Here is a 15,571-nt window from a genome sequence, read left to right as displayed (position 1 = left end):
AGTGGACACACGAGATTAAGAAGCGGGTGAGGCAATATACGTTTTTTTTCGAAGTTTTTTTGTTTATCAAAAAGTTAATCTAGCTAGTTTGCTTATTTCCAATGAGATACCATTCATTATTTATGGATAAGAAAAAAAGAAATAGAAACAAAAAAGTCCTTCCGGTTTTCATTCGGAAGGACTTTTTATAATTATTAATTATTATCACTTGGGATGATGTCACTATCCCGATGATATAGTGACGCTATCAGTCGGCAATACTGACACTATCACAACAGGATAGCGTCACTATGTTTTTTCTCGGAAATCTAATAAATTTCCTTATGTACCAACTCGTCAAAAAGCTTTGCATACTTTTCTGCAACCGCTTCAGCGAATATCTTTCCTCTCTCGGCAGAAGCTCCTCTCGGGTCGCCTACACCAGTATCTTCAGATATCTTTTTCCAGTTTCTGGGAATCCATGCAACTTTTTCGTTCAAAGACTCCACGGCAAATGTTTTATATTCACCTGGTCCGGCTTCTTCCAAATTGACCAGTTCGGGATGATAATACATCATTACCGAAGTTTCGAGTTCGTCCGCATGGTCGCCCGGATTTTCAAAATAATCTTTGGCTTTCAATACGGTATACCATTCGCTCGATGCTATCAGGAAATCGGGATAGTCTACGGACAGGTCACGAATCATACTCTTGAATGTATTTCCGCCGTGGCCGTTGATAATCACTAATTTCCGGATACCTTGGGCGTAGAGGGAAGATACAATATCGGTCAGTATGGCTTTCTGAGTTTCATAACGGGTATGGATGCAGAATGGCAGTTCCCGTTGTCCCGGATTTTGAGAACCCATACCCACAGGTGGCATCACCATACAATTTACATTATACTTATTTTGAGCTATCAAGGCGGCATCTACTGCTACATCGTGAGAAAGAATACAATCCGTCATGTAGGGCAGATGCAAGTTATGAGGTTCAGTAGCTCCCCAAGGCAATGCCACGATGTCATATCTCCTGTCTTTTACTTTTCCATAACAAGATACGGACAAATCAACTTCTTTATTCATATTATCTTTTTATTTGAGTGTTTTTACTATTTCATTCTTACTATAACTTCTTTCTTATCTTCATTATAGTCGAACTTCACCGGAGCAATCTTTTCCAAATCCATCAATACTTTTTCCAGTAAAGTATTGTCGGATGTCAAAGTATACACATAGGTCAAGGCACGTTCATCTTCTATCTTAAAATCCACGTCATACCAGCGGTTCAACACTTTGATTACTTCCGGCAGCGGGGTGTCTTTAAATACGATCACATTCTGTTTCCACATTGACAAACGGCGCATATCATCCATTCTGGAAATAGTGCATTCATTGCTCTCCTTATTATAGATCAATCTTTCGCCGGGACGCACCGGATATTTCTTTTCAGTAGGAAGAGCCAGATTTATGTTTCCTTCATCCAGGCATACCACAATGTCTTTGTTTTCCGGATAATCCTGTACGTTGAAAGAGGTTCCCACTACCTGAATCGCAGGACCATTCAGATTGACAATGAAAGGACGGTTTTTATTCTTGGCTACCACAAAATAGGCTTCTCCTTCAAGAAAAACTTCGCGGGTGTTCAAAGCAAATTTCTTTGGATATTTCAGCTTCGAATCAGAATTGATATACACCCTTGTTCCATCCTGGAACATGATTTGTATCCGTTCTCCTTTGCCTACAACGACTTCTTCATATTCAGAAGTTCCGAACAGGTCAACTTTAGAGTTCAGTTGTATATAGAATCCGATAATAAATAGTACGGGTATCAACACTGCCGCCACTCTGAAGCAAATGCGTTTCAGTTTTTTCACCCGAATATTCTTTCGTATCTGTTCTAACATATGCCTGGAAGGAATATCATGATTCACATACAAATCTGCTACTTCATTTTTTATCAATTCCGAATCCCGTGTCATTGCAGCTTCCAGATAGTCACTGCCTTCTTCGGTGGTAAACCATTCGGCTACTAACTTTGCATCTTCCGGGGTAGCAATTCCTGCCAGTACTTCTTCTATTTGTTTATCTGTAGGTCTATTCATCTTTATCACTTTATTAAATGGACACTCAAAACAGTCATCAGAGTGGTAAATACAACAATTATTAACATCTTACTTAAATGAATACGGAGAAGTTTCAAGGCTTCCGAATAATGCGTTTTGATGGTATTTATGGATAAGTTCATCCGTTCCGCTATCTCCTGATTCGTCAGTTCCTCCTGAACTTTCATTAAACAGATTTCCCGTTTCTGTGCAGGAAGCATATCTACTGCCTTATAAAAGCTGGACATCAATTCTTTCTTCTCTAAATTCTCTATCAGATTATCTTCGTAAGGTGAAGCAGCTTGTGCCATCTCATAGTTCTTTGCAATCGCACTGTTTTCATTACGAATCAAGTTTAAGACATAATTTTTTGTCATAGTGAATAGGTAATTCTTCAGGCTGATTCCAACACGCAGTTCTGAACGGAATTCCCACAAACGGGTGAAGACATGCTGTACTGCATCTTCTGCCATATCGGAACTCATTAAATAACGGTAAGCCAATACATACAATAGTTTATGGTATCTTTCATAAGCTTGGGTGAAAGCTCTTTTATCGCCTTGTTCGATCAAGGCAAAGAGTTTTTCATCATCTGTATTAGTATATGGAACAATCTTGTTTTGCATTCTTCGGATTTTGTTTATTTGTTTCCAAAAGAACAAAAAGTGTATTACTTGCTGCTATCTTTATAAAGAGCAAATGTAGCAAATAACTTAGAAAACCTAAATGTATTTACGAAAAAAGTCCCTGATTAACAATCTCCACTATAAAAGAGGATCCGTTAATCAAGGACTACTCCACTAACTAATTAACAATGAATTATAAATGATAGGTAACAATTCTTTCTTCGGGTGAATCAATCCAGAGACGCCACACTCCTTCCGATACTTTCTCCGGTGTTCCGATATTTGCTTTGGGCGGACGACGACTATTGATTGTCAGATAGCCTTTCCCTTCTGTTGCTTTCACTTTCATCATTTTGCCATTCATATAGATATGGATATCGCCATTCGGAGTGGGTACAGTACCCTCCATCCATTTCAGTCCTCCCAATACAGGAGCGATAGTAAACTCCTTATATCCTTCTTTCACTGGTTTCACACCCAAATAATATTTGCCGAGCAGATAGATAGGACTTGCTCCCCAGGCATGACACAGACTCTTGCCATAAGGACGGCCGTACATGGCAAGATGTTGCGTTCCAGTTTCTTCAGGGTTGTATTTTTCCCAGAAAGAGGTAGCACCCTCCTTCAACATACCGCCCCAATAAGCTTTCATTTCCTTCATGACAGCCTCCTGTTCACCCAGAGCACAAAGAGCTTCCAATTCATAAAAACGCATATAAGGCGTTGTGATTTTCAGAATGCTGTCATTCAGAAGAACAGAGTTCTTGATGGCTTGCTGCTTATCTGCGTTCAGATACTGGAAGAATACAGAAAACATATTGGTATAACGCGTCACAGCATCACTTTGCTGACCATTCACACGATTATGTACAAATGCCTGTTTTTGATTGTTCCAGAAAGTAGGTTCTAACTTTGCTTTCAGAGCAGCAGCCAGCTTCTCATACTTCTGCTTCCCAATCTCATCCCCGACTAAATCAGCACACAAAGCCATTGTTTCCAGACTTCTGCAAAATAAAACTTGCTCAAAAGAAAGTTCTCCTTTTTTATCCAGATAGCCGTCCGCCCAGTCCACAAATACCCAGTCACCGGTCATACCTTCCACCATGCCATTTTTATTTGTACGTCCCAATACATAATCCATCATCGTTTGCATACGTGGATACAGTTGGTTGACAAAGTGGCGGTCGCCACTATACATATAATAATCATATACGCTAAGGAACCAATAGAAAGTATAGTCCATGATCGTATTGCTGTGGCTGGTCACAGGATCTTTGCCACGAAGCAGCCAGATCGTACGTTTCACGGATTCACTATCGAAGAAAAGATAATAATTCATCAGATAACTTTGGATAGCATCACCACTCCATACCCAGCGGTCACGTTTGATACCGTCAATAAAGAACTCGCGCGTAGTGAGATGCATAGTATAAGCCCCCACTTCCCAGATACGGTTCAATTCTTCATCATTGCAACGGAAACTTCCACGATACTCTTCAGGAAGATATTCATATTGCATGGATACTTCTCCTATTTGTACACCCGGTTCGTGGGTAACATAGACATATCGAAAAGCTTTACTGTTCTCCAACGTATATTCGTTATCAGAACTATTTAAAGGAGAAGTGCTGCGGATGGCGAGGTCAGTCACTTGTCCCGGCTCTAACAACAGTTTGTCCAAAGTTTCACAATATGCTTTATCTTTTGCTTCTTCCGGACTTTCACCATAATAAATCTCTATTTTTCCTTTTCCGGAAAGATTCTTCAATGTGATGAATCCGAATGTCTCTTTTCCAAAATCATAAAGAATACCTCCTTCAGCCTGTACTGTCTTCGCAACAGGTTGCTTCGGTTCACGCATCAGACTGAATTGGGAAGGAAGTTGGGTAGCCCCGTCAAAGTTCCAGCATCCGGCATCCATATAGATCGTAGCAGATGTGTCACTGGCTTTTCCGCTCTCATCAATCCATTCTTTATCTTCGTAAGTCACTCGCCAGGAGGAATCAGAATTCACCGTCTTCCCTTTCACATAAATGGTGGGAGGAGTAGCCTGATTCCAGACTTTGATGTTCAGGTTATGCTTACCGGCAGGAAGAGTCATCGTCTCCGGCATACCGAATTGAAGCTTTCCATCCAGCTTGACATTATACTTTCCTTCCGCAGCAATAAAAATCTCTTCCGGCTCGGAAAGATTCAGTTGCTTGCTGAATTCAACAACTACATAATGACTGTCCGTTTTCCAGAAAGGAGGGAAGAATGCACCCCGTTCCGTACGACGGTTGTTCATTTGATTTCCCAGCCAGATTTCATAATCTCCCGGATACCAAATCCAGGTCTGGGCAAATGTGCTACTTGCCAGAGACAAGACACCAAGCAATATCATATATTTCTTTTTCATTATTCTTTCTATTATTAACCGACTGTGTTATAAGAAGTAATTCGTTCCACAGTCGTTGTTGTTTAGTTCCACCTAGGTTGTCTTTTCGTTCGACCTAGGTGGAACGAACCGCATTTTACAATAAGATTATTTATTGACCGCTACTAATGATTCAGCAAATCCTTGTATTCTGCTTCCAATCCTGCACGTTCACGAATAGCATCATCCACATTCGGACCATTATTCTCCCATACATTTCCCGGACCATTGGCATTTTGCAGATACTTCTCTCCCTCCGTCCAATTGTCACGAACAGTGATGAAAGAAGAACCCTCATCCGTATAAAGATAGAACCAATGATTAGGATCGTGCACGTAACCCGGTTTATAGATACTATGCACACAATTCTCCGTTACATAGCTTTTAGGCTGTGAACCGAGCGTGTAAACACCCGCTACATCATACATGTGTTTCGCATAATGATGAATCAGATTTGCATGAACTCTGTTATTACGCATACAATTCACAGTTTGTGTCCATCCCCAACCAAGACTGATGCCACTATAAGGAACTTCACAGATTTCATTATGCTCGATATTAATATCACTCACATACCCCGCAGCAATGGCGAGACATCCCCAGTCCTCAATCCCAACTTCCGTGAAATAGCAATTATTGATTTGCTGGTGTGTGCATACTTCCCGGCGGTCAGCAGGATCATAAGGCAAATGCGTTTCGTGAGCAACCGGAGAAAAGCTACCGGCCAGCAAACCATTTCCTGCAATATCGCGAAAGAAACAACCACGAACAATACCGCCCTGCACCGCTTCCTCATAATCCAGTCCGGTAGAACCCAAATGTTCAAATCGGCAACGCTCAAAATCAATCTGCCTGGCAGCAGCTATCCGGACAGCAGCCGCAGGACGACCCAACCATCCTTGATTATCCAACGGATGATTCAGATAATCCCGTTGCATCTTCGGATCAATCCGGTACCCATCCGTCAGATACATACCTGCCTGAAGAGGCACATGTCCTTTCTCTGACGGACGCATCCACGTAGTATAAGAAAAAGTAATTTTCTCAAAACGAATATGACACACAGGACGAACCAAAGTACCTTCTACCTGCACTAACGTCTCAACGGCGGGTACCATCACTTCCGCCTCCTGCATCTTCTCTCCTTCCCGTGGATAATAATACACTTTGCGGGCATCCATATCGTGATACCATTCACCCGGTACATCCAATAGCTCACGGGCATTCGTCAGATAGAAAGCAGAATTATGTCCGTCCGTCGTCACCATTGGACGCGGCCAAGGATGTTCAAACTGAATCCGGCTTTCCGGCTGATGGAAACGTACTGCCGCACTATCTCCCTGCACCTCAATAGACCGAATCCGAAGATTGGCCACACACCACATCTGATGGATTACCATTTCGGCATATTCAGCCTTCATTTTTCCCTTATGATCCATAAGTCTGCGCACCGCAACCGCAGGAACATAAAGAATTTCATTCTTTTCATCCACGCTGCAAATACGGTTCATCTTTTTCGAAATCCTCTACATCACGGGCACGGACAGCCTTTTCTCCATTCACCCACAACTGACGAAAATCCAATGGACGCCCATTAAATGCCGGCACATCTGCCACCCAGAGCTTTCCTTGTCTCTTCCAATTCTTAATACGGATTCCTCCACTCAATACTACCTTTTCATCGACTGCCGAACGGATCACCGTTGGTGATTCCTTTGTCCCACTATCTTCCGGACGGATAAAAACCGGCTCATACAGAGCATACATTCCACCCTCCATATAAACTGTGATTCCTCCCTGCACACGGTCATCTTCCGTCCTCCGCCACTCACGCGCCTGCCGTAAAGCAGCAGTCAGCGTTGCTTTGGGAGACTGACGGGTTCCATCATTCAAGTCATTACCTTTGGGAGAAACCCATATCTCACCGGACCATAACCAATGACTGCACAAAATACATATAGCCGTTAAAAATAACTTTCTCATCCTCATTTCTTCATTTCTGTATCATGATTTATCTGGCAAGAGGCATCCATACGGTCATTTCTCCTTTTCCTCTATTTCCCCAGGCATAATAAGGAATCAAACGAATATCCACCGTCTTTTCAGCCTGAACTACCGGACGATAAAGTACTCCTTCCCAAGAAGTTGCAGATGCCAGACGCGCTTTACCTTCGAGCGCTACAACCGGACTGCCTTCAATCGTAATCTTCTTCGGAGTCAATTTTATATCAGCAGGGATCAATACATCATCAATCTTCTCTCCATTCGCTATGTCCATATTTTCCAGACAATAAACCAACGGTCCGCGCTTTACGACCACCTGATTACGAATCTCCTCTGCCAACGGATGAGCTTCAAGCAAGCACACAGGCATATCCATTGCCAGTTCCACTACATCTCCCTTCTTCCATGCACGATTTACTTCCGCATACGAATTTGCCCTCGCATTGATTTGCAGCGGCTGCCCATTCACCGTAAGCGTAGCCTTTTCGCACCATTCAGGGATACGTAAGAAAAGCGAGAAACTACCCGCCTTACGAGGAACTTTATTCAACGTTACACGTACATTTCCATCCCAGGGATAATCCGTCTCCTGCGTCAGAGCTACTTCTCCCTTCTCTTTCCAAGTCGTTGTCAATGTATTTGCTCCATACAGATTACAATAAATCCCTTCCGGACTCAATGTATATGCATAGTTTTGTGCCTGGCACAGTGTACGCAATGTGTTCGGAGGACAGCAGAAACAACTGATATATTCCGTCCGTTCCTTCGGCCAACGAAGCGTGTAAGGAAGATCGGCACTGATACGAAGCGGATTCGTGTAGAAATACTTCTTTCCATCCAGACTAATACCGCTCAATACACTATTATAAAGACAAGTCTCCACAAGATCGGCATATTTCGCATCTCCTGTCACCTCCAGCATCCGCCAGTTGAACAGCATATTACCGATATTGGCACACGTTTCATTGTGAGCAGTGCTATTCGGCAACTGATAGGGACGTCCATAACTCTGATGCACTTTCTGAATACTATCCGGCTCATAACACGTACCATCAGGCGATGTACCATCATAAAGAGCACCGCAAGCACCGGTCACATACATTTTCCGGGTCACGATATCATTCCAGATACTAGTCAGATTCTTCATTAATTGCTGCTCACCGGTTTCTGCATATACATCCGCTACTCCGGCATACAGATAGTTGGCGCGTACGGCATGTCCCATCGCACGATATTGATCGCGGAAAGGAATACGGTCCTGATTATCGTCTGTACCGTTCTCCACCATACCACGGATATCAATCAGATTCTTTGAAAGTTCCAGATAACGGGGATTTCCGGTAGCCCGGTACATTTCAACTACCCCCATATAATGAGAGGGACAAATAGCATTGCGAGCCAGTTCGGCAGAAGCCGTTTCATAAAAATGACAGAGGAAATCCGTCGCTTTCACAGCAGCATCGAAAAGAGTAGTCTTTCCAGTGGCACGACGATGCACAATACCCGCCATCATCAAGTGTCCCAGATTATAAGTCTCAAAGTTCAGCCGATTGGCAAAAGCTCCTTTTTCATTCTCGTCACCTACTTTCGTTCCAATGACCGTTTGTTTATGCTGATCTCCCAATGCATGAGAGTCAATCCCTTTATTCAGTTCTTCAATAACAACAGGCGTATGTATATAACCGTCTGCACGCTGGGCTTTTACGACACAAGTAATAAAGTTATCCATTAACTTGTCCAGCTCCGGATCTTTATTAACTGCATAGACAGAAGCCACACCTTCCATCCATTTATACATATCTCCGTCATGAAATGGAGGTCCCCAATGCTCTCCTTTGCATACCCCGGCAGCAATCTCAAAATTACGGAAACCGTGAGAGATCTCCGGCGCGTTCCAAGTGTTCCACATACTTTGCAGAGAAGTCCGGCTAAATACCTGAAAGCGATCTCCCCAGAATCCATCTGTCCAATGTACTGCGCCGATTCCGGTATTCGCCATCTTCGCAAAACGGCTCTGACTCATATCCGTCAATCCATTGCTTTGCGCAAGTGCTCCCGTAACGGAGGCGGAAGCTAAAAGAAGTAACAGTTTTATCTGTTTCATTAATATGGATAATTTAAAATTTACACAATATCTTTATAAAAAGACGTGATTATCCGTATTTTGTACTCAATAAAACAAAAAGCGAAGATTGCCAAGCAACCCTCGCTTTCAGTAAAAAATATCTGAACTAACCTTTTATTTCTTGTTTATCAGGCATATAATTCAATCCTGCCTTCCTCGCCTGCGAATGTTGAAACTGTCGGGCAATCTTGTATTCATGTCCCTCTTTCAGCAAATAACTCCCAGTCTGCTTGAACCAAAAGCCGACATTCGCATCTATACATTGCTGCCGGATATCCAGCACCCACTCATAGTCACACATCCGGGCTTCCTTCCCCGACTCCCCTCCGGCAACCACCTGTTCCACCCAATCTCCCAACTCGCCTCTGAAATCAATCCGGCTAAGAAGCGGTTCGCAGATAATGATTTTATGTTTAATAGGACTTTCTTTATAAATAGGCAGACGATAATCCACCCTATCCTGATTCTCCATTGTGCAGCAGATTGTTACGTTCTCATACCCATCACCCCAATCCGGAGGCAGACACTGTTGTAATCGATCGATTCGTTTGGTGATAAAAAGGAAATGCAAGTCCTGCCGTATCCGCATCATCTCCCATGCTTCGGCACGCCATTCGTCGGCATCTTCTATCAGAAAATCCGAAGTAAAACAAGTATATACCAGATTTCCCGAAGGTATCTTATACGTACCGTTCTTTTTTCGAAGCAAAGGTAAATCAAACTTCTCCGTCTTTGTCACCACCGAACTGTCTTTTCCATATTTACCATCCGTCCGATACACATAACAATGGCGGCAGCCCTCACTCAATTTGTGACAGCCGTGCCAGAGATTCCACATTGAAGCCTTTTCACCCATCTTCTTTTTTCTTCAAAGATATATTTAATCTATTATATAACCATAAAAAGAGTGCACCTTATTCTTCAACAGAATAAAGGTGCACCAAAACACAAACAAAACAAACAATAGAGCGACCTTCACAGGCAGCCGATCCACGAGGGATCTTTATCTTAGTCAGCCCATCTTGACGATGGCAGCTTTCTTTTACAACGATACTCCTACTGCCGGCACAAGTGTAGGCAAAAAGCATTCCGTGTATTGCCTTACATGAATCCGGTTTTCCATTTCCTCCCAAAATTCTAATTGCTTATAACGGGTAAAGTAGCACCCAAAAATCATAAAAGAATGTTTCTTTTTATCGAGAAGCCATTTTGCTAATCGACTATTATATATAATCATTAATCCCTAAATATTGTTTGTTAGTTACCTTCTGCAAAAGTCCGCATAATCACGAATATGGCAAATTGTATTCATGTCTAAGAGAACAATATCTGTTTACAAACAAGACTAATAGCAAATATTTTAAATAGCCTGTTTCGATATATGCAAAATTCAAACTCAAAAGCTACCACTTTTACGTTATTCACACATTTAGGGCTACACAATCAATTATCACAATAAAAAATTTCGCCCTCATTCTCATTGTATATCCCGATGATGAATATGAATATTATTGAACAATCACTCCATTAAGCCCGATATACCTCTACAAAGATAGTATTATTCTATATATTTCTATGCAAATCCTCAAAAAAGAATTCTCCTCTTTTTATAAATAAAGTAAAGTAACATCAATGCCGATATACTAATTATTAGCATCCAACTTATATTTTTCCTATAATATAAGCTATTCTCTTCCTCCTCACCAACCACTTTATGACGATTCGTGTCGATAAAGGATGATATTTGAGTATCTTCTTTCTCATCTATCCTCTCTTTCTTTTCAAAAACCTTATTCACCGTCTTTCTGCTACCTGAAATAAAACAGGTGGAAGAGAAATCCCCTGTCGCAGTATCTTTCCCCAATACTACCAATATTTGTTCGGTAGACTCCTCCATCCGTTCCAGCATCTTCCTTTCCTGATTAACATCATACGAAGCCACATGGGAAGAATGCCCGGAAAAACTTGAATCCATCTGCACCTCACTGCTCCTACTGATAACTTCCTTCTTAGTCCTACATCCCGAAAGCACCCCCGGAAGAACGAACCCCAATAATAAAACAAACAGCAGCTCTCCCCCACTCTTCATAAACTCCCTCACATCAAAACAAGGACACGCTTTCACATATTCATAAGGTTCGATCACCCCGTCTCCATTCAAATCCGGCGAAGTATCCCGGTGTCCCAATACCTGAAGAATAGTATATTCCCGTTGCAAATCCATTATTACTTGATAAAGCACCCGTTTTTGAACATTTGTCCGAGTATCTGCCGGATGTCCGTTCTCATCCAATCCCCCGATATAACAGAGCCCGATACTTCGCTCATTCCAACCTTTGCAATGTGCTCCAGGCAAATCAATTTCCCTTCCTTTCTCCAGTCTTCCGTCCAGACGGATAACATAATGATATCCGATGCCGTTGAACCCACGTTCCCGGTGCCAACGGTCAATATCTGCGGCGGTAAAGTCCTGTCCGGCTTTTGTTGCCGAGCAATGCACTATAATAGAATCTATCTTTCTCATGACATTTTATTTTTATCAACTAACCTCATTAATATTCCGAAGGAGGAATGCGCTTCACACACCCTCTGATCTCACACTTTTTCACCTCCGACTCTTTCTGTGCCAACTCCACCTCATGGCATTTATGTATCCAGTCGATCTTCTCTTCCTGCTCCTTGCGAAGCTCGATATAAAGCCCGTCTATTTTCTCGTCCCGCTGTGTCAGGCGATCTTCCAGCCAATCCACCTTTTTACGACGATTTTCTTCTTCCAGACTGCTCACGTCTGCCTCTTCTTTCCGTGCATCCGTTTTCCGGCAAGAGATATATCTCACCATCCATTTCACCGCTTCCAAACCACCCATAGCAGTAATAAAAGCAAGGATTGTAGTTATTTGCATATTGATCTATTTATGTAGTTATAAAGAAAGAATGAGGCCGAAGCCCCATTCCATACAAAGTCGCTAATTTTCATTTCCCGCTTATCAAGCTGCCGGATCGGGTGCTTCACCATTATCTCCCGAACCACCGTCAGGATTCGGTGTTTCCTCTCCTTCACCTGCCCCACCATCAATGATACTTGAGTCGTTGATATGATCCAAATCCTTAAACTTCAATCCATCCGAACGCGTCGAAGTTCCCGTAAAGAGACGGATATCCGAATTAGCACGAAAACAAACCCGCAGGCCGCTGATGTCAGATACAGTAAAGTCTTCTGCCTTTTCTGTTCCTTTGCTTTGAGCCGCAAGAAAAAAGTAACCCAATCCCTTAATGTTCACTGAACGGCCCGAAAGTAATGTCTTACGTAGAAGTGTACGAAAATCTTTCAATACACTAATCGTTTCACCCTCACTGACACCGGAAGTAGAAGAGATTTCTTTCGCAAACTCATCCAGTGTAGCGCTCGTATCGTATTGATAAGAAATTACTGGATACACTTTCTTTCCTGCCTCTTTGTTTGTCGGATCACACAGACGTTGAACCCTTTTAAATCTAATTGCCATAATACTTTTCTTTTTTAAATGAATACTGTTTAATTATTACTTCGCTAACGTTAACGATGCAAAGATGCGGCATATTCAACGGACATGAAACGACAAGCGATTATCGGCACTACAAGGCCTACAAACAATATTTATAGCAAATAATCAACCCAATACCTTGAAAAAAGCGACAAGCAGGGAGACAAGGGAGCATAAAAAAGACCGGCAAACAAAGTTACGCTTTGTACGCCGGCCCCACTACCTAAAAACAAATTCCTTTTCTAATCCTATCGATCACGAGTCCAGGTTAAAAGAGAATCAATGACTAAATTCATTTTACGTAATGTTCCAATCCTTTCTGTAAAAACTCAATATAAGAAGTAATATCTTCATTATATGCATACGACTTATTCAACGGATTCCCGTCATTATCCAGCAATACATAAAAAGGCTGTGCATTTGCTCCAAACTTCACACGTTGCAGATAGCTCCATTTATCCCCTACCGTGCGTAAGGTACGTTCCGTTCCATTTTCCGTTACTTTGAGCGGCTCATTCAATGGAGTCTTATCATCTACATACAACGAGATAAGCACATATTTATCATTGATGATACCGCCTACCTTACTATCTGTCCATACAGCCGCCTCCATCTTACGACAATTCACACAACCATATCCGGTAAAGTCGACCATCACAGGCATTCCCTGTTGCCGTGCATACTCCATCCCAATATCATAGTCCTTAAATTGGGGATGAACCTCATTCGAGTATAAATTGAAGTCCTGTGTCATCACAGGAGGAGCAAATGCACTGACAGCTTTCAAAGGTGCTCCCCAAAGTCCGGGGATCATATACACAGCAAACGCTAAAGAGACAAGTGCAAGAAAGAAGCGGGCTACGCCTACCCTACTTTCATCACCGTCATGCGGAAACTTGATCTTTCCTAACAGATATAACCCCATCAGTCCGAAAATCACAATCCATAATGCAAGGAAGGTTTCCCTATCCAGAATTCTCCAACCATAGGCTAAGTCCGCAACCGATAAGAATTTCAAGGCAAAAGCCAGTTCCAGAAAGCCCAATGTCACTTTAATTACATTCATCCACCCTCCTGACTTAGGCATTGATTTCAGCCACGAAGGAAAAAGAGCAAACAGTGTGAATGGTAAAGCCAAAGCGATGGCAAAGCCTAACATTCCGATAGCAGGAGCAATCACGCTACCAGTTGTAGAAACCTGTACGAGCAGAAAGCCGATAATCGGCCCTGTACAAGAGAAAGACACCAGAGATAACGTAAATGCCATCAGAAAAATACTTAGCAGCCCACTCGTCGCTTCCGCTTTGCTATCCACAGCATTACTCCATTTAGAAGGCAAAGTAAGTTCAAATGCCCCAAAGAAAGAAGCTGCAAAAACAACCAACATCAGGAAGAAAAGAATATTAAATACGGCATTTGTTGATAAAGCGTTCAATGCACTGGCACCAAATATTAAAGTAATTGCTAATCCCAGTGTTACATAAATCACGACAATTGAAGCACCATAAGTCCATGCATCCCGAATCCCTTTCTTCTTATCCTTGTTTCTTTTCAGGAAAAAACTCACAGTCATAGGAATAATCGGCCATACGCAGGGAGTGAACAAAGCCAATAATCCGCCAAGAAATCCAGTGACAAAGACATACAACCAAGATTTATCCTCTTGAGAATGTTCTTCACCTAACACTTGCAATTCATTGATTACCGGTTTCCAAAGATCACTTTCCGATTGCTTCTCTACCACATTTACCGGAGCCTCTTCCTCCCCTTTTGTAACTATTATATCTGCTTCTGCTTTTTTCCCATATTGAAAAGGAATTTGAGTCGGAGGTAAACAGCTCTCATCGTTACAAGCTCCAAACTCCAGAAACCCATCCATAAAGTAATCATTTCCTGTAAATCTCACTTTTTGGATAAACTGTACCGTATCTTCAAAATAACGCACGTTCATCTCGAACATCTTATCATAGATGCTGATTTCTTTTCCAACAGGTTGCAATTTACCCATTGTTTCTACATGATTACTCGCATTGATGTTGAAAGTAGCGGAAATAGGCCCATCATCCCCTAGCCCGGTCGAATACACATGCCATCCTTTCTCTATCGAAGCAGTAAACACGATTTCCGCTTCCGTTTCAGATGTCATTTTCAACTCATTTTTGAACTTTACAGGCTCTTTGATTTGTGCTTGTATATTTCCGATTGTGTACCAACCCAATAATAAAAATAAAATAATTCTCATTTTTCTAAGTTCTAAATTATAATCTATTATACAACAAATTTATTTCACTGTTTATATTCTATTGTGCTCGTCGGTCTCTTATATCTTTCAGCATCTCTATATATTCTGGAGAAGGATTCTTATTAGAGGTATCTGCATTTGATGGCGGGGGTATCACTTTGATGAATAAGAAGATGCAGAATATTACCCAAATAAGATTTATTGCTAAAAAAATCCAAACTTGCTTCATACGTTGTCGTTGTTTTTCTTTAGTTTCATTACGATATTTATCAGCAATAGACAAATATTGTCCATCGCTAATAAATAATCTATGAGCAACAAAAGTGAATATAACAGCCAAAAGTATACCTAACTCTTCATTGTTTGGTACTTCCAATGAATGTAATACTCCAACTATTGGGCCAACAAAAACAAAAGTAAACAATGAAGTCGGTAGTAATAACCCTGCCACTTCTGGCGACCGCTTTTCTCCCCACAATCTAAGCTGCCATATATATGTTCGATAAAACAGATATTCATATATCTCATATATTTGTTTAAGTATATTCATT

Annotated in this window: 11 protein-coding genes and 1 pseudogene; all 12 read right to left on the bottom strand. The window is 41.8% G+C overall.

All coding sequences use genetic code 11. The features are described from left to right. Positions 1–308 precede the first annotated feature (308 nt). Positions 309–1,064 carry a creatininase family protein gene (locus tag NXX38_RS18305; RefSeq protein WP_258980597.1) on the bottom strand — a complete coding sequence of 252 codons (756 nt, stop codon included), beginning with the start codon at positions 1,062–1,064 and terminating at the stop codon, positions 309–311. A gap of 26 nt (positions 1,065–1,090) precedes the next feature. Next, positions 1,091–2,083 (bottom strand): FecR family protein, encoded by a 993-nt coding sequence (locus NXX38_RS18300; RefSeq protein ID WP_258980595.1) that lies wholly within the window; start codon positions 2,081–2,083, stop codon positions 1,091–1,093. A gap of 5 nt (positions 2,084–2,088) precedes the next feature. Further along, a complete protein-coding gene (locus tag NXX38_RS18295; protein WP_195650314.1) occupies positions 2,089–2,709 on the bottom strand; it encodes an RNA polymerase sigma factor in 621 nt (206 codons plus the stop codon). A 193-nt stretch (positions 2,710–2,902) separates the two neighbouring features. Next, positions 2,903–5,107, bottom strand: a complete 2,205-nt coding sequence (locus NXX38_RS18290; protein ID WP_258980593.1) for an alpha-L-rhamnosidase C-terminal domain-containing protein — start codon at positions 5,105–5,107, stop codon at positions 2,903–2,905. Between the two features lie 143 nt (positions 5,108–5,250). Continuing rightward, positions 5,251–7,108, bottom strand: a pseudogene (locus NXX38_RS18285) (right-handed parallel beta-helix repeat-containing protein). Between the two features lie 28 nt (positions 7,109–7,136). Next, positions 7,137–9,233: a glycoside hydrolase family 127 protein gene (locus NXX38_RS18280; protein WP_258980591.1), complete on the bottom strand. Its 2,097-nt coding sequence runs from the start codon at positions 9,231–9,233 to the stop codon at positions 7,137–7,139. 127 nt (positions 9,234–9,360) lie between these two features. After that, positions 9,361–10,110: a DUF5131 family protein gene (locus tag NXX38_RS18275; RefSeq protein WP_148366746.1), complete on the bottom strand. Its 750-nt coding sequence runs from the start codon at positions 10,108–10,110 to the stop codon at positions 9,361–9,363. Positions 10,111–10,839: 729 nt separating this feature from the next. Continuing rightward, positions 10,840–11,778: an N-acetylmuramoyl-L-alanine amidase gene (locus NXX38_RS18265; protein ID WP_258980589.1), complete on the bottom strand. Its 939-nt coding sequence runs from the start codon at positions 11,776–11,778 to the stop codon at positions 10,840–10,842. Between the two features lie 28 nt (positions 11,779–11,806). Then, positions 11,807–12,157 carry a hypothetical protein gene (locus tag NXX38_RS18260; RefSeq protein WP_143260142.1) on the bottom strand — a complete coding sequence of 117 codons (351 nt, stop codon included), beginning with the start codon at positions 12,155–12,157 and terminating at the stop codon, positions 11,807–11,809. Between the two features lie 84 nt (positions 12,158–12,241). Next, positions 12,242–12,760 (bottom strand): HU family DNA-binding protein, encoded by a 519-nt coding sequence (locus NXX38_RS18255; RefSeq protein WP_258980584.1) that lies wholly within the window; start codon positions 12,758–12,760, stop codon positions 12,242–12,244. A gap of 310 nt (positions 12,761–13,070) precedes the next feature. Further along, the gene (locus NXX38_RS18250) at positions 13,071–15,020 is read right to left on the bottom strand and encodes a cytochrome c biogenesis protein CcdA (protein ID WP_234132188.1); all 1,950 of its coding nucleotides are present in this window, start codon (positions 15,018–15,020) and stop codon (positions 13,071–13,073) included. Positions 15,021–15,078: 58 nt separating this feature from the next. Further along, complete coding sequence (locus NXX38_RS18245) at positions 15,079–15,570, bottom strand: hypothetical protein (RefSeq protein WP_032848910.1); 492 nt, start codon at positions 15,568–15,570, stop codon at positions 15,079–15,081. Between the last annotated feature and the right edge of the window lies 1 nt (position 15,571).

Source organism: Bacteroides sp. BFG-637, assembly GCF_024793605.1.
GTDB classification, from domain to species: Bacteria; Bacteroidota; Bacteroidia; order Bacteroidales; family Bacteroidaceae; genus Bacteroides; species Bacteroides vicugnae.
Note: the sequence above shows the minus strand (reverse complement) of the source record. Positions and strands in the feature narration are given on the sequence as shown.